17 protein-coding genes and 1 other RNA gene are annotated in these 25,028 nt (G+C 60.3%); 11 read left to right on the forward strand and 7 right to left on the reverse strand.

The features are described from left to right. Positions 1 to 26 precede the first annotated feature (26 nt). Entirely contained in the window at positions 27 to 1,487 is a 1,461-nt protein-coding gene (gene dacB, locus TK42_RS03745) for a D-alanyl-D-alanine carboxypeptidase/D-alanyl-D-alanine-endopeptidase (protein ID WP_005790339.1), read from the reverse strand. A gap of 236 nt (positions 1,488 to 1,723) precedes the next feature. Between dacB and TK42_RS03750 the strand changes: the two genes are divergently transcribed. Then, positions 1,724 to 2,068 (forward strand): YggL family protein, encoded by a 345-nt coding sequence (locus TK42_RS03750; protein ID WP_003193255.1) that lies wholly within the window; start codon positions 1,724 to 1,726, stop codon positions 2,066 to 2,068. A gap of 37 nt (positions 2,069 to 2,105) precedes the next feature. On the opposite strand, the gene TK42_RS03755 is transcribed toward TK42_RS03750, so the two are convergent. Further along, positions 2,106 to 3,296 (reverse strand): benzoate/H(+) symporter BenE family transporter, encoded by a 1,191-nt coding sequence (locus tag TK42_RS03755; RefSeq protein WP_032879937.1) that lies wholly within the window; start codon positions 3,294 to 3,296, stop codon positions 2,106 to 2,108. Positions 3,297 to 3,540: 244 nt separating this feature from the next. On the opposite strand from TK42_RS03755, the gene TK42_RS03760 reads away from it, so the two are divergent. Further along, the gene (locus TK42_RS03760; protein WP_005790335.1) at positions 3,541 to 4,305 is read left to right on the forward strand and encodes a GntR family transcriptional regulator; all 765 of its coding nucleotides are present in this window, start codon (positions 3,541 to 3,543) and stop codon (positions 4,303 to 4,305) included. 153 nt (positions 4,306 to 4,458) lie between these two features. On the opposite strand, the gene guaD is transcribed toward TK42_RS03760, so the two are convergent. From guaD to xdhA, 4 genes are all read right to left on the reverse strand, one after another. Then, a complete protein-coding gene (gene guaD, locus TK42_RS03765; protein WP_032879939.1) occupies positions 4,459 to 5,763 on the reverse strand; it encodes a guanine deaminase in 1,305 nt (434 codons plus the stop codon). Between the two features lie 7 nt (positions 5,764 to 5,770). Then, entirely contained in the window at positions 5,771 to 6,613 is an 843-nt protein-coding gene (xdhC, locus tag TK42_RS03770; protein ID WP_103733630.1) for a xanthine dehydrogenase accessory protein XdhC, read from the reverse strand. 123 nt (positions 6,614 to 6,736) lie between these two features. Then, complete coding sequence (gene xdhB, locus TK42_RS03775) at positions 6,737 to 9,136, reverse strand: xanthine dehydrogenase molybdopterin binding subunit (protein ID WP_103733631.1); 2,400 nt, start codon at positions 9,134 to 9,136, stop codon at positions 6,737 to 6,739. After that, on the reverse strand, positions 9,129 to 10,577 hold the full coding sequence (gene xdhA / locus TK42_RS03780) for a xanthine dehydrogenase small subunit (RefSeq protein ID WP_103733632.1): 1,449 nt from the start codon (positions 10,575 to 10,577) through the stop codon (positions 9,129 to 9,131). The genes xdhB and xdhA overlap by 8 nt, the downstream gene beginning before the upstream one ends. Before the next feature lie 280 nt (positions 10,578 to 10,857). Between xdhA and TK42_RS03785 the strand changes: the two genes are divergently transcribed. The 9 genes from TK42_RS03785 to TK42_RS03825 all read left to right on the forward strand — a co-directional run bounded on the left by TK42_RS03785 (position 10,858) and on the right by TK42_RS03825 (position 24,010). Next, the gene (locus TK42_RS03785) at positions 10,858 to 11,517 is read left to right on the forward strand and encodes a GntR family transcriptional regulator (RefSeq protein ID WP_005790326.1); all 660 of its coding nucleotides are present in this window, start codon (positions 10,858 to 10,860) and stop codon (positions 11,515 to 11,517) included. 2 nt (positions 11,518 to 11,519) lie between these two features. After that, positions 11,520 to 15,008: a chromosome segregation protein SMC gene (gene smc, locus TK42_RS03790; protein ID WP_103733633.1), complete on the forward strand. Its 3,489-nt coding sequence runs from the start codon at positions 11,520 to 11,522 to the stop codon at positions 15,006 to 15,008. A 259-nt stretch (positions 15,009 to 15,267) separates the two neighbouring features. Then, the gene (gene zipA / locus TK42_RS03795) at positions 15,268 to 16,131 is read left to right on the forward strand and encodes a cell division protein ZipA (RefSeq protein ID WP_005790323.1); all 864 of its coding nucleotides are present in this window, start codon (positions 15,268 to 15,270) and stop codon (positions 16,129 to 16,131) included. 87 nt (positions 16,132 to 16,218) lie between these two features. After that, entirely contained in the window at positions 16,219 to 18,585 is a 2,367-nt protein-coding gene (gene ligA, locus TK42_RS03800) for an NAD-dependent DNA ligase LigA (protein ID WP_103733634.1), read from the forward strand. 117 nt (positions 18,586 to 18,702) lie between these two features. Next, a complete protein-coding gene (locus tag TK42_RS03805; protein WP_103733635.1) occupies positions 18,703 to 19,869 on the forward strand; it encodes a putative zinc-binding metallopeptidase in 1,167 nt (388 codons plus the stop codon). A 135-nt stretch (positions 19,870 to 20,004) separates the two neighbouring features. Beyond that, positions 20,005 to 20,101, forward strand: an RNA gene (ffs, locus tag TK42_RS03810) — signal recognition particle sRNA small type. A gap of 150 nt (positions 20,102 to 20,251) precedes the next feature. Continuing rightward, the gene (locus TK42_RS03815; protein ID WP_103733636.1) at positions 20,252 to 22,213 is read left to right on the forward strand and encodes an AAA family ATPase; all 1,962 of its coding nucleotides are present in this window, start codon (positions 20,252 to 20,254) and stop codon (positions 22,211 to 22,213) included. Positions 22,214 to 22,371: 158 nt separating this feature from the next. After that, positions 22,372 to 23,418, forward strand: coding sequence for an N-acetylmuramidase family protein (locus tag TK42_RS03820; RefSeq protein ID WP_103733637.1), 1,047 nt, complete (start codon positions 22,372 to 22,374; stop codon positions 23,416 to 23,418). Position 23,419: 1 nt separating this feature from the next. Then, complete coding sequence (locus tag TK42_RS03825; protein WP_078822042.1) at positions 23,420 to 24,010, forward strand: hypothetical protein; 591 nt, start codon at positions 23,420 to 23,422, stop codon at positions 24,008 to 24,010. Positions 24,011 to 24,123: 113 nt separating this feature from the next. Here TK42_RS03825 and TK42_RS03830 read toward each other — a convergent pair whose 3' ends face one another. Beyond that, positions 24,124 to 24,987, reverse strand: a complete 864-nt coding sequence (locus TK42_RS03830; RefSeq protein ID WP_103733638.1) for a LysR family transcriptional regulator — start codon at positions 24,985 to 24,987, stop codon at positions 24,124 to 24,126. Positions 24,988 to 25,028 lie beyond the last annotated feature (41 nt).

Below are 25,028 nucleotides of genomic sequence, written 5' to 3' on the forward strand. Positions count from 1 at the left end.
TCGCTCCTGCAGGGTAGTGTGATGCTTTACAGAACCGGCGCGGCTGCAACGGCCTTCGGTTGGCGATACAGGTCCAGGAGCACCTGGTCCAACACCGATGACGCGCCCCAAGGCTTGGAGTCGTTGAGAATCGCCACCACCGCCCAAGTGTTGCCGTTGTTGTCACGGCTGAACCCGGCGATGGCGCGTACGGTGTTCAGGGTACCGGTTTTCACGTGAGCTTCACCGCGCATCGCTGTGGTCTTCAGGCGTTTGCGCATGGTGCCGTCAGTGCCGGCGATTGGCATCGAGCTGATGTACTCCGCCGCGTAGGGGCTTTTCCAGGCGGCTTGCAGCATGGCCGCCATCTCGCGAGCGCTGACCCGTTCGGCGCGGGACAGGCCGGAGCCGTTCTCCATTACCAGGTGCGGTGCGGTGATGCCTTTTTTGGCCAGCCATTGGCGCACGACGCGTTGCGCTGCCTTGGCATCGTCGCCATCGGCATCGTTGCGAAATTGCGCGCCCAGGCTCAGGAACAGTTGCTGGGCCATGGTGTTGTTGCTGTATTTGTTGATGTCGCGAATGATTTCCGCCAGGTCCGGCGAGAATGCGCGGGCCAGCACCTTGGCATCCTTGGGCACTGGCGCCTGGATATCGCGGCCCTGGATGGTGCCGCCCAGCTCCTTCCAGATCGCACGCACGGCGCCGGCGGTGTAGGTGGCGTGGTCGAGCAGTGACAGGTAAGTCTGCGAGCTGCAGCCATCGGCCAGTTGGCCGCTGACAGTCACGGTCACACTGCCGTCGGCGGCGGTCACCGGGTTGTAACGCACGTCACCGGTGCACTGCTTGGCGTTGGTGACTTTCACCTGGTTGTCGATGCGAATGCTGGCAATCGGCGGTTCGACCGACACGATCACGCGTCCCGAATCATTACGGGTCACGAAGCGCAGGGCCTTGAGGTTGACCAGCAAGGCATCGGGCTTGACCAGGAACGGCTTGTTCTCGTCGTTGCCGTCGTCATTGAAATCAGGCAACAGCGGCTGGTTGAAGAAGTTGCGATCCAGTACCAGGTCGCCGGTGACCTGCTGCACGCCATTGGCACGCAGGTCGCGCATCAGCAGCCAGAGCTTTTCCATGTTCAGCTTGGGATCGCCGCCGCCCTTGAGGTACAGGTTGCCGCGCAACACGCCACCGCTGAGGGTGCCGTCGGTGTAGAACTCGGTCTTCCACTGGTGGTTGGGGCCGAGCATCTCCAGGGCCGCGTAAGTGGTCACCAGCTTCATGGTAGAGGCCGGGTTCACCGATACGTCGGCATTGAATACGGTTGGCGTACCGGGGCCGTTCAGAGGCAGCATTACCAGAGACAACGCGGTATTGGGCAGTTTGGCTTTCTGCAAGGCCTGCGCGACGCTGGGGGGCAGGGCAGTATTGATGGGGGCGGCAGTGGCCGAAAGGGCCAAAGGCAAAAGGACACTGGCAAGTAATACAGAACGCAACGATTTGATCATAAGAAATAAAACCCTACTGCTGAGAAGGGTGAAAAAGGCGAGGGGTATATAAGAAAATCCCTCAATGGTCACGAAAGTGTCGGCATTATGCCCCAAGGTGGCTTCACTTGTAGCTGAACGATAGCCGCTAATCAGGTTTTTTTAACGGCCGATGCGCCGCCCGTCCCAGAGAGTCGGGCAATTGCCGCCTTAAACTGCTAAAGTGCCGCCCGTTATTACTTATGAGGATTGTTCCAATGGCGACTAACCGTTCCCAGCGTCTGCGCAAAAAACTGTGCGTTGATGAATTTCAAGAGCTGGGTTTCGAACTGAACCTGGACTTCAACGAAGGCCTGAGTGAAGAAGCTATCGACGCTTTCCTCGAAGCATTCATCAAAGAAGCCATGGAAGCCAATGGTCTGGGCTATGTCGGCGGCGATGACTACGGTCTGGTTTGCCTGCAGAAGCGTGGCTCGGTGTCCGAAGAGCAGCGCGCTGCTGTCGAAGCCTGGCTGAAAACCCGTTCCGAGCTGACCAAGGCTGAAGTCAGCCCGTTGCTGGACGTGTGGTATCCGGAAAAGCCGATCAACGCGGCTAAGTGATACTAAACAAAACGGCGACCTGAGGGTCGCCGTTTTTTTATGCCTTGCGCCAATTCAGAATCAACAGCGTCAACACCCCCGCCACAATCCCCCAGAACGCCGACCCGATGGAAAACAACGTCAAGCCTGACGCGGTGACCATAAAGGTGATCAGCGCCGCTTCCCGCTCCTTCGGCTCATTCATGGCAATGCTCAGGCCGTTGATGATCGAGCCAAACAACGCCAGCGCTGCAATCGACAGCACCAGTTCCTTGGGCAGGGCTGCGAACAATGCCGCCAGGGTTGCGCCGAATACCCCGGCAATCCCGTAGAACACCCCACACCACACCGCAGCGGTGTAGCGCTTGTTGCGGTCTTCATGGGCGTGCGGCCCGGTGCAGATCGCCGCGCTGATCGCCGCCAGGTTGATGCCGTGGGAGCCGAAAGGTGCCAACACCAGCGAGGCCAGGCCGGTGGTGGTGATCAGCGGCGAAGCCGGCACGGTGTAGCCGTCGGCCCGCAGCACGGCGACCCCGGGCATGTTCTGCGAGGTCATGGCCACCACAAACAGCGGGATACCGATGCTGATGGTCGCCGCCAGTGAGAAATGCGGGGTGGTCCATACCGGCGTCGCCACTTCCAGATGAAAACCGCTGAAGTCCAGCAACCCCATCAGCCCCGACAGCGCGGTGCCTATCAGTAGCGCGGCAAGCACGGCATAGCGCGGCGACAGGCGCTTGATGATCAGGTAGGTGAAAAACATCCCCAGTACCAGACCGGTGCGATGCTGCGCAGCGACGAAGATTTCGCTGCCGATCTTGAACAGGATCCCCGCCAGCAACGCCGCCGCCAGCGATGCAGGGATGCGCTTGACCAGTTTTTCAAAGCTGCCGGTCATCCCGCATAGGGTCACCAGCACTGCGCAGGTGATGTAGGCGCCGATGGCTTCGCCATAACTCACGCCGCCTAAACTGGTGATCAACAGCGCCGCGCCGGGTGTGGACCAGGCGATGGTGATGGGTGTGCGATAGCGCAGGGACAGGCCGATGCTGCATACCGCCATGCCGATGGAAATCGCCCAGATCCACGAAGAAATCTGTGCGGTGGTCAAACCGGCGGCTTGGCCGGCCTGGAACATCAGCACCAGGGAGCTGGTGTAGCCGGTCATCATGGCGATAAAACCGGCGACGATGGCCGAGGGGGAGGTGTCGGCCAGCGGGCGCAAGGGCGCTTGGGTGGCGTCGGTCATGGAAGGGTGTTCCTTTTACCTGGGATTTGCCGGTGACGGCGCAGATTCAAGCCTAAACTCAAACGTAACGAGTCATTGCAATACAGCCGGGGCCGCAAACAGCCGTACAGTGTGTTGGCGCATTGGGTTGTGTACAATGTGCGCTGTTTTTAGGTGATACTTGCCAGCGACCCGTAGTTGCCGTATTACCTTGAATTTGCCGTATTACCGTTAATTCGCCGCCGTTCTCCCTACCCGAGTGCCCATGAACGAACAGTTGCAACCTCTCAAGAAACAACCGCGAGCCGGCAAGACCGGTCGCAGCGGAACCCAGGACGATATCGTCTACGCGCATATCTTCGAGGCGATCCTCGAACAACGCCTGGCACCCGGAACCAAATTGAGTGAAGAGGCACTGGGCGAGATCTTTGGCGTTAGCCGCACCATCATTCGCCGCGCACTGTCGCGCCTGGCCCATGAGGGCGTGGTACTGCTGCGGCCCAATCGCGGCGCAGTGGTTGCCAGCCCCAGTGTGGAAGAAGCGCGCCAGGTGTTCATGGCCCGGCGTCTGGTGGAGCGAGCGATCACGGAGTTGGCGGTGCAGCATGCTACCGCTGAGCAATTGGCCGAGTTGCGCCAGATGGTCAATGACGAGCGCGACAGTTTCTCCCGCGGTGATCGCGGTGCCGGTATCCGTCTTTCGGGCGAGTTCCACCTGAAACTGGCCGAAGCGGCCAAGAACGCGCCGTTGATCAGCTTCCAGCGCAGCCTGGTGTCCCAGACCTCATTGATCATCGCCCAGTACGAAAGCGGCAACCGCTCGCACTGTTCCTACGATGAGCACACCCAGTTGATCGACGCGATCGAAGCCCGCGATGCGGTGCTGGCGGTGAACTTGATGATGCATCATATGGATCATATCGACAGCAAGCTCAACCTCGATGAAGAGAGCGCGTCGGATGATTTGCATGCGGTGTTTTCGCACCTTCTACAGACTAAAAAACCTGGGCGCACGTCTGTAAAGTTGTAAACCCAATCAAATGTGGGAGCGAGCTTGTGTGGGAGCTGGCTTGCCTGCGATAGCATCACCGCAGTGTAACTGACATACCGCGGTGCCTGCATCGCGGGCAAGCCCGGCTCCCACACAAGCCCCTCCCACATTGGTTTTGTGGTGTCTCTGAGATCAGCGCTGGTGCACCAACTGGCCGGCTGCATAGGTTTGCAACACTGCCCGATCATCCCCCAGCGTCATCAGCACAAACAACGTCTCGGCAATGTTATTGGCCTGCTTCAAGCGATAGCTGAGCAGTGGCGTGGCGTTGTAGTCCAGCACCAGGAAGTCCGCATCCGTCCCCGGCTGCAATGTGCCGATCCTGTCTTCCAGACGCAACGCGCGCGCACCGCCCAGGGTCGCCAGATAGAGCGACTTGAACGGGCTCAACCGCGCTCCCTGCAACTGCATGACCTTATAGGCTTCATTCAGTGTTTGCAGGAGCGAGAAGCTGGTGCCGCCGCCCACGTCGGTGCCCAGGCCTACGTTCAATTTGTGTTTCTCGGCCATCGGCAAGTTGAACAACCCACTGCCGAGGAAGAAGTTCGACGTTGGGCAGAACGCCACCGCCGAGCCGGTCTCCGCCAGCCGTGCGCATTCGTCGTCACACAGGTGCACGCCGTGGGCAAACACCGAGCGCTCGCCGAGCAGTTTGTAATGGTCGTACACGTCCAGGTAGCCGTTGCGCTCGGGAAACAGCTCGTTTACCCACTCGACTTCCTGCTTGTTCTCACTGATGTGGGTCTGCATGTACAGATCTGGGTATTCGCCCAGCAATTGCCCGGCCAGCGCCAGTTGCTCAGGCGTGCTGGTGGGGGCGAAGCGTGGCGTAACGGCATAATGCAGGCGGCCTTTGCCGTGCCAGCGTTCGATCAACGCCTTGCTTTCCTGATAGCCGGATTCAGGTGTGTCGGTCAGGTAGTCCGGCGCGTTGCGGTCCATCATCACTTTGCCGGCGATCATGCGCAGGTCGAGTTTCTCGGCCGCTTCAAAAAACGAGTTCACCGATTGCGGGTGTACGCTGCCGAAGACCAGTGCGGTGGTGGTGCCGTTGCGCAGCAACTCCTTGATGAAGATATCCGCGACGTTATCGGCGTGGGCCTTGTCGGCGAACTGGCTTTCACAGGGGAAGGTGTAGGTGTTGAGCCAATCCAGCAATTGCTCGCCGTAGGCGCCGACCATGCCGGTTTGCGGCAGATGGATATGGGTGTCGATCAGGCCGGGGGTGATCAATGCGTCCTGGTAGTGCGTGATGTCGATGTCGGCGGGCAGCGTCGGCAGCAGGTCGCTGGCGTGGCCGAGCGCACTGATCTGGCCGTTATCGATCACCAGCAGGCCGTCTTCGAAATACTCGTAGGAGGCGTCGATGCCAACGATGGCAGGGTCGTCGATGCTGTGCAGGATGGCGGCGCGGTAGGCTTTGCGAGTCAAAGGCATGGTTATCTCAATTGATAGCTTGGCTGCGGCGCGAAGCCGGCAGCAGTTTGGCAATGGGTTCGGCGCCGGCAGTGTGCTGGCCGAAATTGGCGTTATAGGTGGCGATGATTTCGCCGGCGATGGAGATGGCGATCTCTACCGGCAACTTGCCCTTCACCTCGGTGAGGCCCATGGGGCAGCGCATGCGTTGCAACCGTGCGGTGTCGAAGCCGCGGTCACGCAGGCGGTGTTCGAATTTGACGCGTTTGGTTTTCGAGCCGATCAGGCCGAAGTAGGCGAAGTCATTGCGCTTGAGCAGGGCGGCGGTGAGTTCCAGGTCCAGCGCGTGATTGTGGGTCATAACGATGCAGTAACTGCCCGCGGGCAGGTCGGCAATTTCATCGACCGGTTCTTCACTGACGATTTTACGCACGCCTTGCGGGATGTGCTCCGGAAACTCCTGCTCACGGGAATCGATCCAGCGTACGCGGCAGGGCAAGCTTGCCAGTAACGGCACCAGCGCACGCCCGACATGGCCGGCGCCAAACACCGCGATCTGCGCCTGCACCTGGCCCATGGGTTCGAACAGCAATACCGCCACGCCACCGCAGCACTGGCCCAGGCTCGCGCCGAGGCTGAAGCGCTCCAGATGAGTAGTTTGCTGGCCGCGCACGAGCATGTCGCGAGCGAGCTGCATTGCCTTGTATTCCAGGTGCCCGCCGCCGATGGTGTCGAAGGTGCGCGCGGCGCTGATCACCATCTTGGAACCGGCATTACGTGGCGTGGAGCCCAGCTCTTCGATGATGGTCACCAGTACGCAGGGTTCGCCCTGGTTCTGCAGGGTGGCGAGGGCGCTGATCCAGTTGTCCATGTCTACCTCAACATTTCTGCTGTTAGTTCGGCCGCTATCGCAGGCAAGCCAGCTCCCACATTTGATCGGGTTAGCACCTCAAAATGTGGGAGCCGGGCTTGCCCGCGATGGCAGCGCCTGGGTCTAGAGCGAAGCCAATTCAGTGTCAGCCTCGACAGCCTTCGCCGCCCGCAATTGCCGCATCTGCTCACACCCCCACAACACCCGCTCGGGCGTGGCCGGCGCATCGATCTTTGGTTGCTGGCGATAGTCAGCCAAACTCGCCACCGCATCCTTGATCGCGCACCACGAAGCAATCCCGAGCATGAACGGCGGCTCACCCACGGCCTTGGAATGGAATACTGTGTCCTCCGGGTTCTTGCGGTTCTCCACCAGTTTCACCCGCAGGTCCAGCGGCATGTCCGCTACGGCCGGGATCTTGTAGCTGGCCGGGCCGTTAGTCATGAGCTTGCCCTTGTTGTTCCACACCAGTTCTTCCATGGTCAGCCAACCCATGCCCTGGATAAAGCCGCCTTCGACCTGGCCGATGTCGATGGCCGGGTTCAACGAAGCGCCCACATCGTGGAGGATGTCGGTGCGCAGCATCTTGTATTCGCCGGTCAGGGTGTCGACGATCACTTCGCAACACGCGGCGCCGAACGCGTAGTAGTAGAACGGTCGTCCGCGCGACTGGCTGCGGTCGTAAAAGATTTTCGGGGTCTTGTAGAAACCGGTACTCGACAGCGAGACCTGGCCGAAATACGCCTGCTGGATCAACGCTTCGAACGTCAGGATCTGCTCGCGTACACGCACATGGCCGTTGCGGAACTCTACGTCCGCTTCACTGACGTCGTACTTGCGCGCAGCGAACTCCACCAGGCGCTGCTTGATGGTCTCGGCGGCATTCTGTGCCGCCTTGCCGTTCAGGTCGGCGCCGCTGGAAGCCGCAGTGGGCGAGGTGTTGGGCACCTTGTCGGTGTTGGTGGCGGTGATCTGCACGCGGTCGATGTCCACCTGGAACACTTCGGCCACCACTTGCGCGACCTTGGTATTCAAGCCCTGGCCCATCTCGGTGCCACCGTGGTTCAGGTGGATGCTGCCATCGGTGTAGATATGGATCAGCGCGCCGGCCTGATTCAGGAAGCTTGCGGTGAAAGAAATGCCGAATTTCACCGGGGTCAGCGCCAGGCCCTTTTTCAGGATCGGGCTGTGGGCGTTATACAGACGGATCGCTTCGCGGCGTTCGGCATATTGGCTGCTGGCTTCGAGTTCGGCGGTCATCTCTTCGAGCATGTTGTGCTCGACGGTCTGGTAGTAGTGGGTGACGTTGCGCTCGGTCTTGCCGTAGTAGTTGGCCTTGCGTACCGCCAGTGGGTCTTGGCCTAAATGGCGGGCGATGGCGTCCATCACTTCCTCGATGGCGACCATGCCTTGGGGGCCGCCGAAGCCGCGATAGGCGGTGTTGGAGGCCGTGTTGGTCTTGCAGCGATGGCCGTTGACCGTCGCATCGCCCAGGTAATACGAATTGTCGGCGTGGAACATCGCGCGGTCGACAATCGAGTTGGACAGGTCTGGCGAGCAGCCGCAGTTACCCGCCAGTTCCAGGTTGATCCCGTGCAGGCGACCGTTGTCGTCGAAGCCCACGTCGTACTCGATATAGAACGGGTGACGCTTGCCCGTCATCAGCATGTCTTCAACCCGCGGCAAGCGCATCTTGGTCGGCTGGCCGGTCAAGCGTGCCACCACCGCGCACAGGCAGGCGGGGCTGGCGGCCTGGGTTTCCTTGCCGCCGAACCCGCCGCCCATGCGACGCATGTCCACGACAATCTTGTTCATTGACACGTCAAGCACTTCGGCCACCAGCTTCTGCACTTCGGTGGGGTTTTGCGTAGAGCAATAGACGATCATGCCGCCGTCTTCGGTGGGCATTACCGAAGAGATCTGGGTTTCCAGATAGAAGTGTTCCTGGCCGCCGATATGCAGGGTCCCCTGGATACGGTGCTTGGCACTCGCCAGCGCAGACGCCGAATCGCCGCGTTGGTGCGTGTGGCTGTCGAGCACGAAATGCTTGTTGCGAAAGGCCTCGACCACATCCAGTACTGGCTCCAGGTCTTCGTATTCGATCACTGCCGCCATCGCTGCCTTGCGCGCGGTCTCCAGGTCACGGGCCGCCACGGCCAGCACCACCTGGCCGACGAACTGCACAGTGTCGATGGCCAGCAATGGGTCGCCGGGCATCAACGGCCCGATGTCTTTCAGGCCCGGTACATCTTCGTGGGTAATCGCAATGCGCACGCCGTCGAAGGCGTAGCAGGGCGCAGTGTCGATACTGAGAATGCGGGCGTGGGCACGGTCGGACAGGCGCGCATACAGGTGCAACTGGTTGGGAAATTCCAGGCGGTCATCGATGTACTGCGCTTCGCCGCTGACGTGCTTGGCGGCGCTGTCATGCTTGACGCTGCGCCCGACCCCGGAGGTGAGATCCCGGGCAAACAGTTCGGCAAGTTCGGCCTGGGTCTTTACGACGGCGTGATGGTTAGACATAAGCGGTCACCCGAGTCTCGATGTGCGGCGTTTGCAGTTCGATGAAGTATTTGCGCAGCAGGTTCTGCGCGCTGAGCAGGCGATACTCCTTGCTGGCGCGGAAGTCCGACAGCGGGGTGAAGTCCTGTGCCAGGGCGGCGCAGGCTTTCTCGACCGTGGCCGAGTTCCAGATGGCGCCCACCAGCGCGGCCTCGCAACTTTTTGCGCGTTTTGGTGTGGCAGCCATGCCGCCGAAGGCAACGCGCGCCGCGCTGATCACACCGTTGTCGATGTTCAGGTTGAACGCCGCGCACACGGCTGAAATATCATCGTCCAGGCGCTTGGACACCTTATAGGCACGGAACAGTGCGTGGCCTTTGGGCACGATGATCTTCTCGATGAACTCGCTGTCCTGGCGGGCGGTGACACGGTAATCGATGAAATAGTCTTCCAGCGCCAGCGTGCGGCGGGTGTTGCCTTTGCACAGTACGATCTGGGCGCCGAGCGCAATCAACAGTGGCGGCGAATCCCCAATCGGTGAGGCGTTGCCGATATTGCCGCCCAGGGTGCCCTGGTTGCGGATTTGCAGGGAGGCGAAGCGCTGCAGCAGTTCGCCGAAGTCCGGGTATTCATGGTGTAGCGCGGTGTAGCAATCGGAGAGAACGGTGGCCGCGCCGATCTCCAGGCGGTCGTCGAAATGTTCGATGCGCTTCATGTCTTCAATGTTGCCGACGTAGATCATCACCGGCAGGGTGCGGTGGAACTGGGTCACTTCCAGCGCCAGGTCGGTGCCGCCGGCCAGCAGGCGGGCTTGCGGATAGGCGTCGTAGAGGTCGGCCAGGTCGGCGACGGTCAAGGGCACCAGGCAGCGTTTGTCACCGCTGTTGAGCTCGCCGGTCTGGGTGGGCGCGATGCTTTTAAGGCGGGCGATGGTGTCGGCCTCGCGGCTGTCGAACTGATCCTGAGGCTTGTTGCAGCAGGCTTGTTCGGCGGCGGCCAGGATCGGGCGATAACCTGTGCAGCGGCACAGGTTGCCGGCCAGGGCTTCATGGGCTTTGTGGCTGTCGGGGGCGTCGCTGTTCTTTTGCAGGGCAAACAACGACATCACGAAACCCGGGGTGCAAAAGCCGCACTGCGAGCCATGGCACTCGACCATGGCCTGTTGCACGCTGTGCAGTTGGCCCTGGTGCTTGAGATCTTCAACGCTGATCAGTTGTTTGCCGTGCAGCGACGACACGAAAGTCAGGCAGGAGTTGAGGCTGCGGTAACGAATCTGCTCGGTGCCTTGGTCATCGGTATGCAGCTCACCGACCACCACCGTGCACGCACCGCAGTCGCCGCTGGCGCAGCCTTCCTTGGTACCGGATTTGCCCACATGCTCACGCAGATAGTTGAGCACGGTCAGGTTGGGGTCCAGGGCGTGCTCGCTACGGAGTTCCTGGTTGAGTAAAAACTGGATCACGGAAGGCCTCGCAGACTCATTATTGTTGTTAACCGCTTTGCGCCGAATCTAGTCATGTCTGACTTTTCGGTCAATGGTTTTCTGACCTATGGGTCAAGAAAATGCGATCGCAACACTTTCAATTATGGTTCAGTCTTCTGGAACCGGTGTTTTTGGCGGCGTGTGGGCTGTTAACGTTGCTTATTTCATGCCAAATTCGCCACGGTGGGCGTAGCGCCATCAGCGGGCCAATGCGCTACACTGCCGCGCTTGTACCGATAGAAGATTTTGAAGGGAAAACATGACGTTCAAGGCGCCGGACAGTCTCGCCGAGCAAATCGCTCACCACCTCGCCGAACGTATCATTCGCGGCGAACTCAAGCCTGGGGAGCGGATCCAGGAACAGAAGGTCACGCTGGCGCTCAACGTCAGTCGCGGTTCCGTGCGCGAAGCCTTGCTGATCCTCGAACGCCGCCATCTGATCGCGATCCTGCCGCGCCGTGGCGCCCACGTTACCGAGCTCACCGCGCACAAGGTGCAGAGCCTGTGTACGTTGATGGGCGAGATGTACATCCTGCTCGGCAATGCAGTGGCCGAAGGCTGGCAGACCCAGGCCGATATGGCGCCGTTCCTGCAGATCCAGCAACGCCTGCAGCTGAGCTTGGAGCGCGAGGACATCCGCGCCTTCGTCGAAGAAAGCTTCAGCGTGATGCGCGCCGCGTATCCCTTCGCCAACAACCCGTATTTGCAGGAAACCGTTGAAAACCTGCAGCCGGCGATGAACCGCGCTTATTACCTGGCCCTGGATCAGCGCAAGGCGTCCATGAGCGAGTTCCAGGCACTGTTCGAGCAATTGCTCGCCGCGGTGCTCGCCCGTGATCTGGTGCAGATTCGCCTGGTGCTGTCCGCCTACTGCCAGCGCAGTAGCTCGCTGGTCATCGCTGCGTTGGCGGACGCCTAAGCGTGCGGCTCAAGTGCATCAAGTTGGCGGGGTTCAAATCCTTCGTCGACCCGACTACCGTGAACTTCCCCAGCAACATGGCAGCGGTAGTGGGACCCAATGGCTGCGGCAAGTCGAACATCATCGACGCCGTACGCTGGGTGATGGGCGAGAGCTCGGCGAAGAACCTGCGTGGCGAGTCGATGACCGATGTCATCTTCAACGGCTCCACCAGCCGCAAGCCGGTGAGCCAGGCCAGCATCGAACTGGTGTTCGACAACTCCGACGGTACCCTGGTCGGCGAATACGCCGCCTACGCAGAGATCTCCATTCGCCGCAAAGTGACGCGCGACAGCCAGAACAGTTACTTCCTCAACGGCACCAAGTGTCGCCGCCGGGACATCACCGATATTTTCCTCGGCACAGGTTTGGGCCCGCGCAGCTATTCGATCATCGAACAGGGCATGATCTCCAAGCTGATCGAAGCCAAGCCCGAAGACCTGCGCAACTTTATCGAAGAAGCGGCCGGCATCTCCAAGTACAAGGAGCGCCGCCGCGAAACTGAAAACCGCATCCGCCGTACCCATGAAAACCTCGCCCGCCTGACCGACCTGCGCGAAGAGCTGGAGCGCCAGTTGGAGCGTCTGCACCGCCAGGCCCAGGCCGCCGAGAAGTATCAGGAATACAAGGGCGAAGAGCGCCAGCTCAAGGCGCAACTGTCGGCCCTGCGTTGGCAGGCACTGAACGATCAAGTGGGCCAGCGCGAAGCGATCATTGGCACCCAGGAGGTCAGCTTTGAGGCGCTGGTGGCCGAGCAACGCAATGCTGACGCAAGCATCGAACGCTTGCGTGACGGGCACCATGAACTGTCCGAACGCTTCAATCTGGTGCAGGGCCGCTTCTATTCGGTGGGGGGCGATATCGCTCGGGTCGAGCAGAGCATCCAGCACGGCCAGCAGCGTTTGCGCCAGTTGCAGGATGACTTGAAGGAGGCCGAGCGCGCTCGCCTGGAAACCGAGTCGCACCTGGGTCATGACCGCACCTTGCTGCTGACCCTCGGCGAAGAGCTGGACATGCTCACCCCCGAGCAGGAAATCACCAACGCCGCCGCCGAAGAGGCCGCCGCCGCGCTGGAAGAATCCGAAACCACCATGCACGCCTGGCAGGAGCAGTGGGATACCTTCAACCTGCAATCGGCCGAGCCGCGTCGCCAGGCCGAGGTGCAGCAGTCGCGCATTCAGCAACTGGAAACCAGCATGGAGCGCCTGGCCGAACGCCAGCGTCGCCTGCAGGAAGAACGTGTATTGCTCGCCGCCGACCCCGAAGACGCGGCGATCATGGCGCTGAGCGAGCAACTGGCCGAAAGCGAAATGACGCTGGAAGAGTTGGAAGCCAGCGAGGAACAACAGGTGGAACGCCTGGAGCAATTGCGTCAGCAACTGCATACGGCAACCCAGGCGCAGCAGCAGGCCCAGGGCGATCTGCAACGGCTCAATGGGCGCCTGGCATCTCTTGAAGCCTTGCAGCAAGCTGCGCTGGACCCTGGCACCGGCACCGCCGAGTGGCTGCGCGACCAGCATCTGGCTGAGCGCCCGCGCCTGGCCGAAGGCTTGAAGGTAGAAGCCGGTTGGGAGCTGGCGGTGGAAACCGTGCTCGGCGCCGATCTGCAAGCGGTGCTGGTGGACGATTTTGGCGGCTTCGACCTGGCCGGTTTCGCCCAGGGCGATTTGCGTTTGCTCAGCCCGGCGGCCGACGGCACGCGGGTACCGGGCAGCCTGCTGGACAAGGTCGAGGCGGCGATTGATTTGTCGCCATGGCTGGGCCAGGTCAAGCCGGTTGAGTCACTTGAACAGGCCCTGGCCCAGCGCGGTCAACTGAGCGCCGGCGAAAGCCTGATCAGTCGCGACGGTTATTGGATCGGCCGACATTTCCTGCGCGTGCGCCGTGCCAGCGAAGCGGAAAGTGGCGTATTGGCCCGCGGCCAGGAAATCGTCAACTTGATCGCCGAACGCGAAGAGCGCGAAGCCACCCTCGAAAGCCTGGAAACCGAACTGCAAACCCTGCGCGCCACCCAGCGCCAGCAAGAGACCGGCCGCGAACACCTGCGCCGCTTGTTGCAAGACGAAGCGCGCCAGCAAGGCGAATTGAAAGCCCAACTGTCGGCGAGCAAAGCCAAGGTCGAACAACTGACCCTGCGCCGCACCCGCCTTGACGAAGAAGTGGCCGAGATGGGCGAACAGCGCGCCCTTGAACATGAGCAGGTTGGCGAAGCGCGCCTGCAATTGCAGGAAGCCCTCGACAGCATGGCGCTGGATACCGAGCAGCGCGAGTTGCTGCTGGCCCAGCGTGACAGCCTGCGCGAGCGCCTTGACCGCGTGCGCCAGGAAGCTCGCCAGCACAAGGATCACGCTCACCAGTTGGCGGTGCGCCTGGGCTCTCTGCGGGCCCAGCATGATTCCACGCGCCAGGCCCTTGAGCGCCTGGAGATGCAGTCCGAACGCCTCACCGAAAAACGTGAGCAACTGAGCCTCAACCTGGAGGAGGGCGAGGCGCCGTTGGAAGAGCTGCGCCTCAAGCTTGAGGAACTGCTCGACAAGCGCATGACCGTCGACGTAGAGCTCAAGACCGCGCAGATCGCCCTGGAAGATGCCGACCGCGAACTGCGTGACGCTGAAAAGCGCCGTACCATGGCCGAGCAGCAATCCCAATTGATCCGCGGCCAACTCGAACAACAGCGCATGGAGTGGCAAGCCCTCACCGTGCGCCGCAAGACCTTGCAGGACCAGTTGCTCGAAGACGGTTATGACCTGCATGGCGTGCTCAACACCCTGACCGCCCAGGCCAACGAGAAGGACGCCGAAGAAGAACTTGAGCGGATTGCCGCGCGCATTCAACGCCTTGGCGCCATCAACCTTGCGGCGATCGATGAGTACCAGCAGCAGTCCGAGCGCAAACGTTATCTGGATGCTCAGGATGCCGATCTGGTCGAAGCCCTGGACACCCTGGAAAACGTGATCCGCAAGATCGACAAGGAAACCCGCAACCGCTTCAAAGATACCTTTGATCAGATTAATGGCGGTTTACAGGCGTTATTCCCAAAAGTTTTCGGTGGTGGCAGTGCCTACTTGGAACTGACGGGCGAAGATCTACTCGATACAGGGGTAACGATCATGGCGCGGCCTCCGGGCAAGAAGAACAGCACCATCCATTTGTTGTCCGGTGGCGAAAAAGCCCTGACCGCATTGGCCCTGGTATTTGCCATCTTCAAGTTGAACCCGGCGCCGTTCTGTATGCTCGACGAAGTTGACGCGCCGCTGGATGACGCTAACGTTGGACGCTACGCTCGGTTGGTCAAAGAGATGTCCCAGACTGTGCAGTTCATCTACATCACCCACAACAAGATCGCCATGGAAATGGCGGACCAGTTGATGGGGGTCACGATGCACGAGCCGGGCTGTTCGCGTTTGGTCGCAGTGGATGTGGAAGAGGCGATGGCAATGGTGGAATCCTGAACCATGCCAGGAGAGAGAATTTACGGCACGTCGTAGGGCGATTTACCGGTCTGGCGAAAGTGGCAAATGGACATATTTGTTCAAGGCATTTTGACAGACGGTGTAAAGTTATCTTTGGTCGTGCTAGTTTAATGTCAATTTTTCGTATGCGTGGGCAAAACGTCAGTCAGAACATAGAGTTGGCGCCACGTTTTAAAGCGGTTTGCACGGTGCTAAACCCCTTATTTTTCAGCATTTTTTATTAGAGGCACGGGATTACATGGAAATCGGTCTGCGCGAGTGGCTGATCGTCATCGGCATCATTGTCATTGCCGGTATTCTTTTCGATGGCTGGCGCCGCATGCGCGGTGGCAAGGGCAAGCTCAAGTTCCGCTTGGACCGAAACCTGTCCAACTTGCCTGACGACGACGGCGCCGCCGAGCTGCTGGGGCCGCCCCGTGTGCTGGATACCCACAAAGAGCCGCAACTGGACGAGCATGATTTGCCGTCAATGAGCGCGCCGTTGCGGGAAGCCCGCGAGCCGTCCTCCAAGCGCGGCAAGCGTGGTGGCGCGGCGGTTGCCGAGCCGCATCAAGGTGACCTGAACCTCGACGTCGATGACGGCCCGAGCTTCAGCAGCCGTGATGACGACTTCCCCGACGAGACTCCGACCAAAAGCGCGCCACGCCAATCGGTAAACGATCAGCCGGCCGCCGAGGAAGTCCTGGTTATCAGTGTGATCTGCCGCGATGCTGGTGGCTTCAAGGGCCCTGCGCTGTTGCAGAACATCCTTGAGAGCGGCCTGCGCTTTGGCGAGATGGATATATTCCACCGTCACGAGAGCATGGCCGGTAATGGCGAAGTGCTGTTCTCCATGGCCAATGCGGTCAAACCCGGCACTTTCGATCTGGACGATATCGACCTGTTCAGCACCCCGGCGGTGAGTTTCTTCCTCGGTTTGCCAGGCCCGCGTCACCCCAAGCAAGCGTTTGATGTGATGGTGGCCGCAGCTCGCAAGCTGTCCCAGGAATTGAACGGCGAGCTCAAGGACGACCAACGCAGCGTCCTGACCGCCCAGACCATCGAGCATTATCGTCAGCGCATCGTCGAGTTCGAGCGTCGTGCCCTGACACAGAAACGCTGAGGTTCGATCATAAGCGTTGTCTGTAGAATCCATGCACTAACATATTGAGCAGCTTCGGCTGCTCTTTTGCTTTATGAGAGAACACCCATGACCGCCGCCCCTACCCGCATTCTCGAACTGCGCGCTGAACTGGATCAGCACAACTATCGCTACCACGTGCTTGACGAGCCGAGCATTCCGGACGCCGAGTACGATCGCTTGTACCACGAGCTCAAGGCCCTGGAAGCCGAGCATCCCGAGCTGGTGACGCGTGATTCACCGACACAGCGGGTCGGCAGTGCGGCGCTGTCGGCATTCACCCAGGTCAAGCATGAGATCCCGATGCTCAGCCTGGGCAACGCCTTTGATGAAACCACCATGCTGGAGTTTGATCGCCGGGTGACCGAGGGCCTCGACCTGCCGGTAGGCGATCTGTTTGGCGCGGGTGCGGCAGTGGAGTACAGCTGCGAGCCAAAGCTCGATGGCCTGGCGGTCAGCCTGCTGTATCAGGACGGCGAACTGGTACGCGGCGCCACCCGGGGTGACGGCACTACCGGTGAGGACATCAGCGTCAACGTGCGCACCGTGCGCAATATTCCGCTCAAGCTGCACGGCAGCGGCTGGCCGGCCACTCTGGAAGTCCGTGGCGAAGTGTTCATGTCCAAGGCCGGGTTCGAACGCCTGAATGCCTCGCAGCTGGAAGTCGGCGGCAAGACCTTCGCCAACCCGCGCAACGCCGCGGCGGGCAGCCTGCGCCAACTGGACTCGAAGATCACTGCCAGCCGCCCGCTGGAATTCTGCTGCTATGGCATCGGCCAAGTGACCGCGGATATCAGCGATACCCATATCGGCAACCTCAAGCAGTTGCAGAAGTGGGGCATGCCGATCAGCCACGAACTGAAGTTGGCCAAGGGGATCCAGGAGTGCCTGGACTACTACCGCGACATTGGCGAGCGCCGTAATGCGCTGGGCTATGAAATCGACGGCGTGGTGTTCAAGGTCAACAGCATCGCGTCCCAGCGTGAACTGGGCTTCCGCGCCCGCGAGCCGCGTTGGGCGATTGCGCATAAATTTCCGGCGATGGAAGAGCTGACCGAGTTGCTCGACGTGGAATTCCAGGTCGGCCGTACCGGTGCTGTGACCCCGGTGGCGCGCTTGAAGCCGGTCAAGGTGGCTGGCGTGACGGTGTCCAACGCGACCCTGCACAACATGGACGAAGTGGCGCGCCTGGGGCTGATGATCGGTGACACGGTGATCATCCGCCGCGCCGGTGATGTGATTCCGCAGGTGGTCTCGGTGGTCACCGAGCGTCGCCCGGAGCACGCCCGTGCGGTGCAGATCCCCGAGAACTGCCCGGTGTGCGGCTCCCATGTGGAGCGCACGCAACTGGTCAAGCGCAGCAAAGGCAAGGAAACCGTCAGCGAAGGCGCGGTGTACCGTTGCGTCGGGCGCCTGGCCTGTGGCGCGCAGCTCAAGCAGGCGATCATCCATTTCGTCTCGCGGCGTGCCATGGACATCGACGGCCTGGGCGACAAGACCATCGAGCAATTGGTGGATGAGAAACTCATCGGTTCGCCGGCAGACCTCTACAAGCTCAAGTACGAACAGATCATCGACCTGGAAGGCTTTGCCGATATCTCCAGCAAGAAGCTGATCAGCGCCATCGAAAACAGCAAGACCCCGACCCTGGCGCGTTTTATCTACGCCCTGGGTATTCCCGATGTGGGCGAAGAGACCGCCAAGGTGCTGGCACGCTCGCTGGCGTCCCTGGAGCGTGTGCAGAAGGCTTTGCCTGAAGTGCTGACCTACTTGCCCGACGTCGGCCTGGAAGTGGCGCACGAGATTCATAGCTTCTTTGAAGACAGCCATAACCAGGATGTGATCGGTGCACTGTTGTCGCCGGACGAATGCGGCCTGCAATTGCAGGAGCAAGGCGAACTCAGCGCAGAATTCGCCGCTAGCACCACCTTGGGCGGCTTGCTCGACAAGCTGCATGTACCTTCCGTCGGGCCGGGAGCTGCGCAGAAACTGGCAGACAAGTTCGGTTCGCTGGAAGGCGTGATCAAGGCCGATTGGCTGGATATGCGCCAGGCCCTGCCCGAGAAGCAAGCCAAGGCCGTGCGCGAATTCTTCGACAACCCTGACAACGCCCATCATGCCCTGGCCATCGAGCAGCAGCTCAAGGACTTCGGCATGCACTGGCAGAGCGAGAAAAAGGTCGTTGAAGGCTTGCCCGAAGCCGGGCACACCTGGGTACTCACCGGCTCCCTGGAGTTGATGAGCCGCGACGTCGCCAAGGACAAGCTCGAAAGCCTGGGCGCCAAGGTGGCCGGCTCCGTCTCGGCGAAAACCCACTGCGTGGTCGCCGGGCCGGGAGCCGGTTCCAAATTGGCCAAGGCCAGCGAGCTGGGCCTTAAAGTGCTGGATGAGGAGGCCTTCGTCGCCTTCCTGGCCAGCCACAACATCAGCGTCTGACCTCTTCCGGTGGCGAGGGAGCTTGCTCCTGTCGGGCTGCGCAGCAGCCCCTCAAGAAAGCGGAACGATCTCGAGCGAGAAATGATCTAGTCTCTGTCACCCCAGGGAGAGCCCGCCATGTTCCGTTACTTCGAGCAACTCAGTTCGCGCATCGCCGCCCCGTTCATGGCTCAAACCTCGCGCAACAGCAAGGTGTGGCAATGCCGCTGCGGCCAGTCTTTATTCTTTCGCAACAGCCAATGCCTGGCCTGCCAGGCGGTGCTGGGTTATCTGCCGCAGCAAAGCCGTTTGTCTTCCCTGCAACCCGGCCCTGTCGTTGACACTTGGCTGGCGGATGACGCGCCCGATGCCGGCACCTGGCGTCGCTGCGCCAACCTCGACTCACCGGCCGCGTGCAACTGGCTGATCCCCGCCCACAGCACTGCGTCGCTGTGCGTGGCCTGTAGCCTGAATCGCACAATTCCTGATCTATCCATCCCGGAAAACCCCGAACGCTGGCGCAAGGTCGAAACTGCCAAGCGTCGGCTGGTGGCACAACTGATCAGCCTGGGCCTGCAGGTGGTGCCCAAGAGCGTTGACGAAGACACCGGGCTGGCCTTCGACTTCATCGGGACTGACCTGGCAGGCAATGCGCCGACCACTGGCCATGCCAACGGCCTGATCACCCTCGATATCAAGGAAGCCGACGATGCTCACCGCGAAAAAGTCCGCGTACAGATGCGTGAGCCTTACCGCACCTTGCTCGGTCATTTTCGCCATGAAGTCGGCCACTATTACTGGGATCGGCTGATTGCCAACAGCCACTGGCTTGATGCTTTTCGCACCTTGTTCGGCGATGAGCGCGCCAGTTACGCCGAAGCGCTCGACCAGCATTATCAGAACGGCCCGCGTCCGGATTGGCAGCAAACCTGCGTCAGCGCCTACGCCACCATGCATCCCTGGGAAGACTGGGCTGAAACCTGGGCCCATTACCTGCACATGATGGACGCGGTGGACACCGCGTTGGGCTTTGGCATGAGCGCCCGCGAGATGGACCTGGACTACCAACCGTTCCCGCTGACAACGCTGTATGACCCGGCACACCCCGGCGGCCCGGCGTTCCTCTCGTTCGTCAATGCCTGGATCGAGCTGGCCGGTATGCTCAACGAACTGTCCCGCGCCATGGGCCAGCCGGATTTCTACCCCTTCGTGCTCCCGCCGGCGGTGATAGCCAAGTTGCACTTTATCCACCTGGTCATCCAGGAAGAGGGCGGCAGAGCGGACGAGGTTCTGCAGGTACAGTGATTGCCCCTGTGGGAGGGGTAATTGCAGAGGGCCATGGCAAGTACTTGAAGCTTCTCATTTTTTACGGTTGTAACTTCCGATCAGATCGGTACAATGGCGCGGCTTGCCGAGAGGCTTGCGTCGTTATGGTGACCCCATCGGTCCCCCCGCAACGATTACCCGTGAACCTGGTCAGAGCCGGAAGGCAGCAGCCACAGCGGGAACATTGTGTGCCGGGGTGTGGCTGGTGGGGTTGCCTCCATAACGCTCCCTTCTGTTTTACCTATTCCTGAATCCATATAGTCAGCCAGTCATCTGTGACCCTTATCGCACAGTGCACGACGGCCACTCCACGACTAGTGGCATACTCCCAAGCGTGTCTTTCCCCTGGCTACGAGGCTGTATGCACTCGGAACATTTTGATTTGTCCAGCCCTGTGTTCTTGCCGATCACCGAGCAAGCCTGTGCGGGTTTGCTGAGCGGTGACGGTGCAGCAGCGCTGGTAGCCCTGAGTGAGCCGGAGTTGGCGGCGGTGCTGGTGATCCAGAACCTGGCGCAGGTGCCCGAAAGCGACCTGAGCGCCAATGGTGCCGAAAAAGTGTTGGCCAAGCTGATTGACTGGGCGGTAGAGGCCAGCCATTCGGCAAGCGTCTCCCTACTCTCCGAGGCGCAGCGGCTGTTCGACCAAAGGAAGCTGTACTTCGGCCTCAATGTGGTCAAAAGCCTGAAGCTGCGTTTTCTGTTAGCGGAGGAAGTGCAGGCGCGCGACTATCTGTTGCCCAGCGGCAAGTGGGACGTAGAGTACAAAGTCCGCCATCTCAAGACCAATGATCCCTTCAGCAAGCAGATGGTCACGCCCAGGCATCGCGAGCGCTGGTTGAGTGCCGAGCAAGACAAGTTGGTCAGAACCTTCCGTGCCAACTTGAACGAAGACCTGCATGTTCAGGGCTATGCAGGTATCGGCAAGAGTCACCTGCTGGTGGCCTTGATGGAGCACTTGCGTCCGGAAAAGACTTTGTTGCTGGCGCGTACCCCGGCAAAGCTGGAAACCCTGCGTGCCCGTATGGTGGGCGTACGCGAGCGAAAGGCCGGGCATACCTTCCATGCATTCGCCCACGCCTTGATGCAGGGTCCCAGGCCCAAGCCGCTGACTGCGCAGGTGAGGGCGCCGAGCAAGCAGGCACTGGCTCAGGAGCTGAATATCTTCGGCTTTCGTGGCCTGCAAGGGCAGGCTGTGGTCGACGTTTGCCTCAACGTATTGCAAGCCTACTGCCGCTCCTGGGAATACAGCCTGTCGGCGAAGCACTTGCCGCATTTCAAACAGCCGCTGTCCAGCGTTGATGCCAGGGCACTGCTCGAATATGCCAGCCGGCTATGGAGCTATCTCGAAGCGAATCCGGCCTGGGGCAGCCAGACTGGGTTTGAAGCCTTGCTGATGATCAAGCGCGCCAGCCTCGCCGGCTGCGTGGTGCCCGAGCGTTATACCCACGTCCTTATCGACGAGAGCCAGGATATTCCGGCGCCGCTGCTGCAAATCATCGAGCGGGGCCGGCAGGTGCTGATAACCCTGGGGGATGAGTATCAGCAGGCCAGTGGAGTCATGGTCAGGCGCGCCCGTGAGGTGCGCCATACGGATGTGTGTTACTCCGTGCGCTCCGGACGCAATGTCGAGCGCCTGGTCAATCCCTTGATCAGCCAGCATTCGGATAAGAGCAAAGTGCTTTTCGAGGGGGCTCGGGATGCCGACGTCGGTATCGAGTTTTATCCGCTGGGCTTTGTACCGCCGCAAGGCTGCGTGGTATTGACCGCATCCCACTGGGACACAATGAAGTGGGCCATCCAGTTGAGCGAAGCCCGTTGTGCGTTCAGCCTGGCCGGTAAAGAAGCGCAGCAGTCGCTCAAGTATTTTATGGACACCGTGGTCGCGTTGTTCAAGCCTGACTTCTACAGCAGCGAGTTCAATGACAGCGGGCCCCACCCGTTTTTCAGCGATATGGCCGATTGGCAGCAAGTACGCGAGGCCTGCCAGTTCGATGAGGCGTTTCTCTGGGTCGAAGCTGAGCTGCAAAAAGGCTTTAATCTGGCGGATGTCACGCGCTTGAACAGGCAAAGCGGCCATCCGGATGAGCGCTGCCTCTTGATGTTGGCGCAAGACGCCGGTGGCATGGAGTTCAACCGGGTGTTGCTCACACCAGCGTTGTTGACCAACGTAAAGTTCCAGGATGCCTACGCGTTCGACCAGCGACTGTGTGCGGTGTATATCGCAATTTCGCGAGCAACCCAGCAGCTCTATCTGCCCTACGATGTGGTTGAGTGGCTCGACTATCACAAGTATCAGAAAACCCGCGAATTACACGGTTACTGAAGGATTTAATCCAGCTGTTTCACAACTTTGGAAAAGCCCTCTGGACAACCCCCAGACCGCCTTGTTAGCTTGCGCCGGCCACTTGTTTCAGAGCATGACAAGGGCATGGACTTGATATTGAAGTGCTATCGCTTCTCTAACTTACAAGGATGTCTGTCATGAAAAGCCTGCAAGGGTTGCCTCGACTTATCAGTGCCTCAGTCGGCGCTCCCGGCAAAGCCCGCAACTTGCCCGCCGATGTGCAGTGCATCCAATATTTATTCAACCTGATCATTCCCAAAATGGGCTTTGCCTTGCTGGAAAACGGCAAGTGCGATGGCCAGTTGGTGCAGTGCATCAGCCAGTATCAATTCCGCCATCTCAAATATGCTCATCCCGATGGGGTGATCGACCCCACGGGGCGTACGTTCAACAGCTTGATCGAGGAAGCGGTGAAAGTACCCGTACGGGCCTTCCCGACCATGCGTATTCCGAGCTTTCTCAACGCATTGGGCAATAACAACGTCGATGCAGTGCAAGCCACGGTCAATGTCTACCTGAACCAGGTGCGTGCGGTGATCGAAGCCGAGCGGCGCAACCGCCAATTAATGTTGCAGGCCACCTGCGATGGCGGCACGACGCTGAGCGATACGGACTTCCAGAATGCTGCCAAGCAATTGGGCAACGGCATCTCGGTGAATGTGGTCAAGGCGTTCGCCACCATCGAGTCGGGCGGGAAGGTGGGGTTCGGGCCGGCCAAGCTGCCGATCATCGCCTTTGAAGGGCACCACTTTCGCAAGTACACCAAGCACATCTACGACCAGTCGCAGCCGCTGCTGTCGTACGTCTACAAGAAAAAAGCCGGGCCGCAGTGGCAGACCAACAACAAGGACCAGGTCAAGGCCTGGGAAACCATGGCCACCGCTTTTGCTCTCGACCAGGAAGCGGCACTGATGTCGGCGTCCTGGGGGATGTTTCAGGTCATGGGGTTCAACTTCGCGTCGTGCGGGTTCAAGACGGTGTTCGAGTTTGCAGCGGCGTTAAAAGTAAACGCCGGTAATCAACTCAAGGCCTACCTCAGTTTTTGCAGCAAGAGCACGGCGCTGATGAGTGCGATGAAAAACAAGGATTTCACAGCCATGGCTCGTAACTATAACGGCGAGGACTACGGCAACTATGACGTGCTGATGAAACAAGCCTACGAAGCCTTTGAAGGGAAGAAATAAGATGATTCGTTTTCTGGCGATGGGAATGCTGTCGTTGTGCGCCGTGGCCCCCGCGTTTGCTGGTTCGGCCGCTTTGCATTCAGGCAAGTACGAAGGGTTGATGCTGGCGGTGACGCCCGGTAACCAGGTTGAAGGCTTTTATTCCGAAGCGATGGGCGAGGGCGTTAGCCGCCGTTGCACCTTCTACCTGCAAGGCAAGCCAGAGACGCTTACCACCTGGCTGGATGCTGCCTACCCTGGGAGTGTGGCAGTGGCGTCCGACGGTGTGGTCCTGACAGTGGAGCAGGGCCGGCAACACCCCGGCTGCATCAACGTGTTGATGCCGGAAATCGCCACGGGCCTGGACCTGACCCAGACTGCCAGCAAAAAGTGGATCGGGCTGGTGACGGTGTCTGCCGACAAGGCTTACCTGCTGAAAACTCCGGGGGCCAAGGCGGTCAAGCGTCCCTATATCGTCAAGGGTGATGTAGTGGGTGTGCTGGCGTTCAAGGACGGCTGGGCGCAGGTGGAGTTTATCAATGCGCACGACCGTTCCTTCACGGGCTGGATCAGCCAGGGCCAGTACACACGGTTGGCTGCACCGAAGCTCTGAGAAGCTCTGAAATGTGGGAGGGGGCTTGCTCCCGATGAGGAAGCGTCAGCTAGCACCTATATTGATTGACCCACCGCTATCGGGAGCAAGCCCCCTCCCACATTTTGGCGGTGTTAGCCGAAGGTTTCGCGCAGTAGCCCGGAGAATGCATCCCGTGCAAGATGCCGATGGGTATCTTTGTGCCAGAACAGCAAGTTGTCTACCGCTGCCAGTTCGTCGAACCGGTACGATGCCAGCTGATTGGCCTGCTCATAACGCGCCAGGATGCCCTCCGGCGCCAAAGCCACGCCAATCCCCGCGCTGACGCAGCCGATGATCGTGCCCCAACTGGTATAGCTGGCAATCGCCGGCTTGAAGTCCTGGGGCTTGAGCCAGTTTTCCAGTGTTGCGCGGTAGGGGCAGCCGGGCGGCCACACCAATAATGTGCGGCCAGCCAGGTCTTCGGGGCTATGGATGGGCGCGCTGGACGCGCTGGCGATCAGTACCAGGCGTTCGCTGTAGACCACGCTGTGCTCCAGCTTCGTGTGTTTGCCACTGGCGGCCACGAGGGCCACATCCAGACGATGGTGTTGCAGGTCGTCCAATAGTTGCGCCCAGGCGCCGGTCACCAACTCCAGGCTGACCTCGGGATAACGCCGGTGATACTCCGCCAACAGCGGCGGCAGGCGGCCGCTGGCGCTGGATTCCACCGCGCCGATGCGCAAGGTGCCACGGGGAATCGCGCTGGCATCCACCGCACGCTTGGACTCATCCACCAACGCCAGGATGCGCTCGCAGTAATCCAGGAAGATCTCACCCGCAGCACTGATCGCCAGCCCGCGGCCGGCGCGGATAAACAACGGTGTGCCCAACTCACTTTCCAGCTGCTTGATGCGGGTGGTGATGTTGGACGGCACACAGTGCAGTTGCAGGGCGGCCTGGGCCACGCTGCCGGTTTGCGCCACGGCTCGCACCATTTTCAGTTGGGCCAGTTCCATTGCTCAGTTCCAGTGATTTCAGAAGTCAGAAACGCTTAATT

The organism is Pseudomonas sp. GZJR-8, assembly GCF_002916705.1.
GTDB lineage: Bacteria > Pseudomonadota > Gammaproteobacteria > Pseudomonadales > Pseudomonadaceae > Aquipseudomonas > Aquipseudomonas synxantha_A.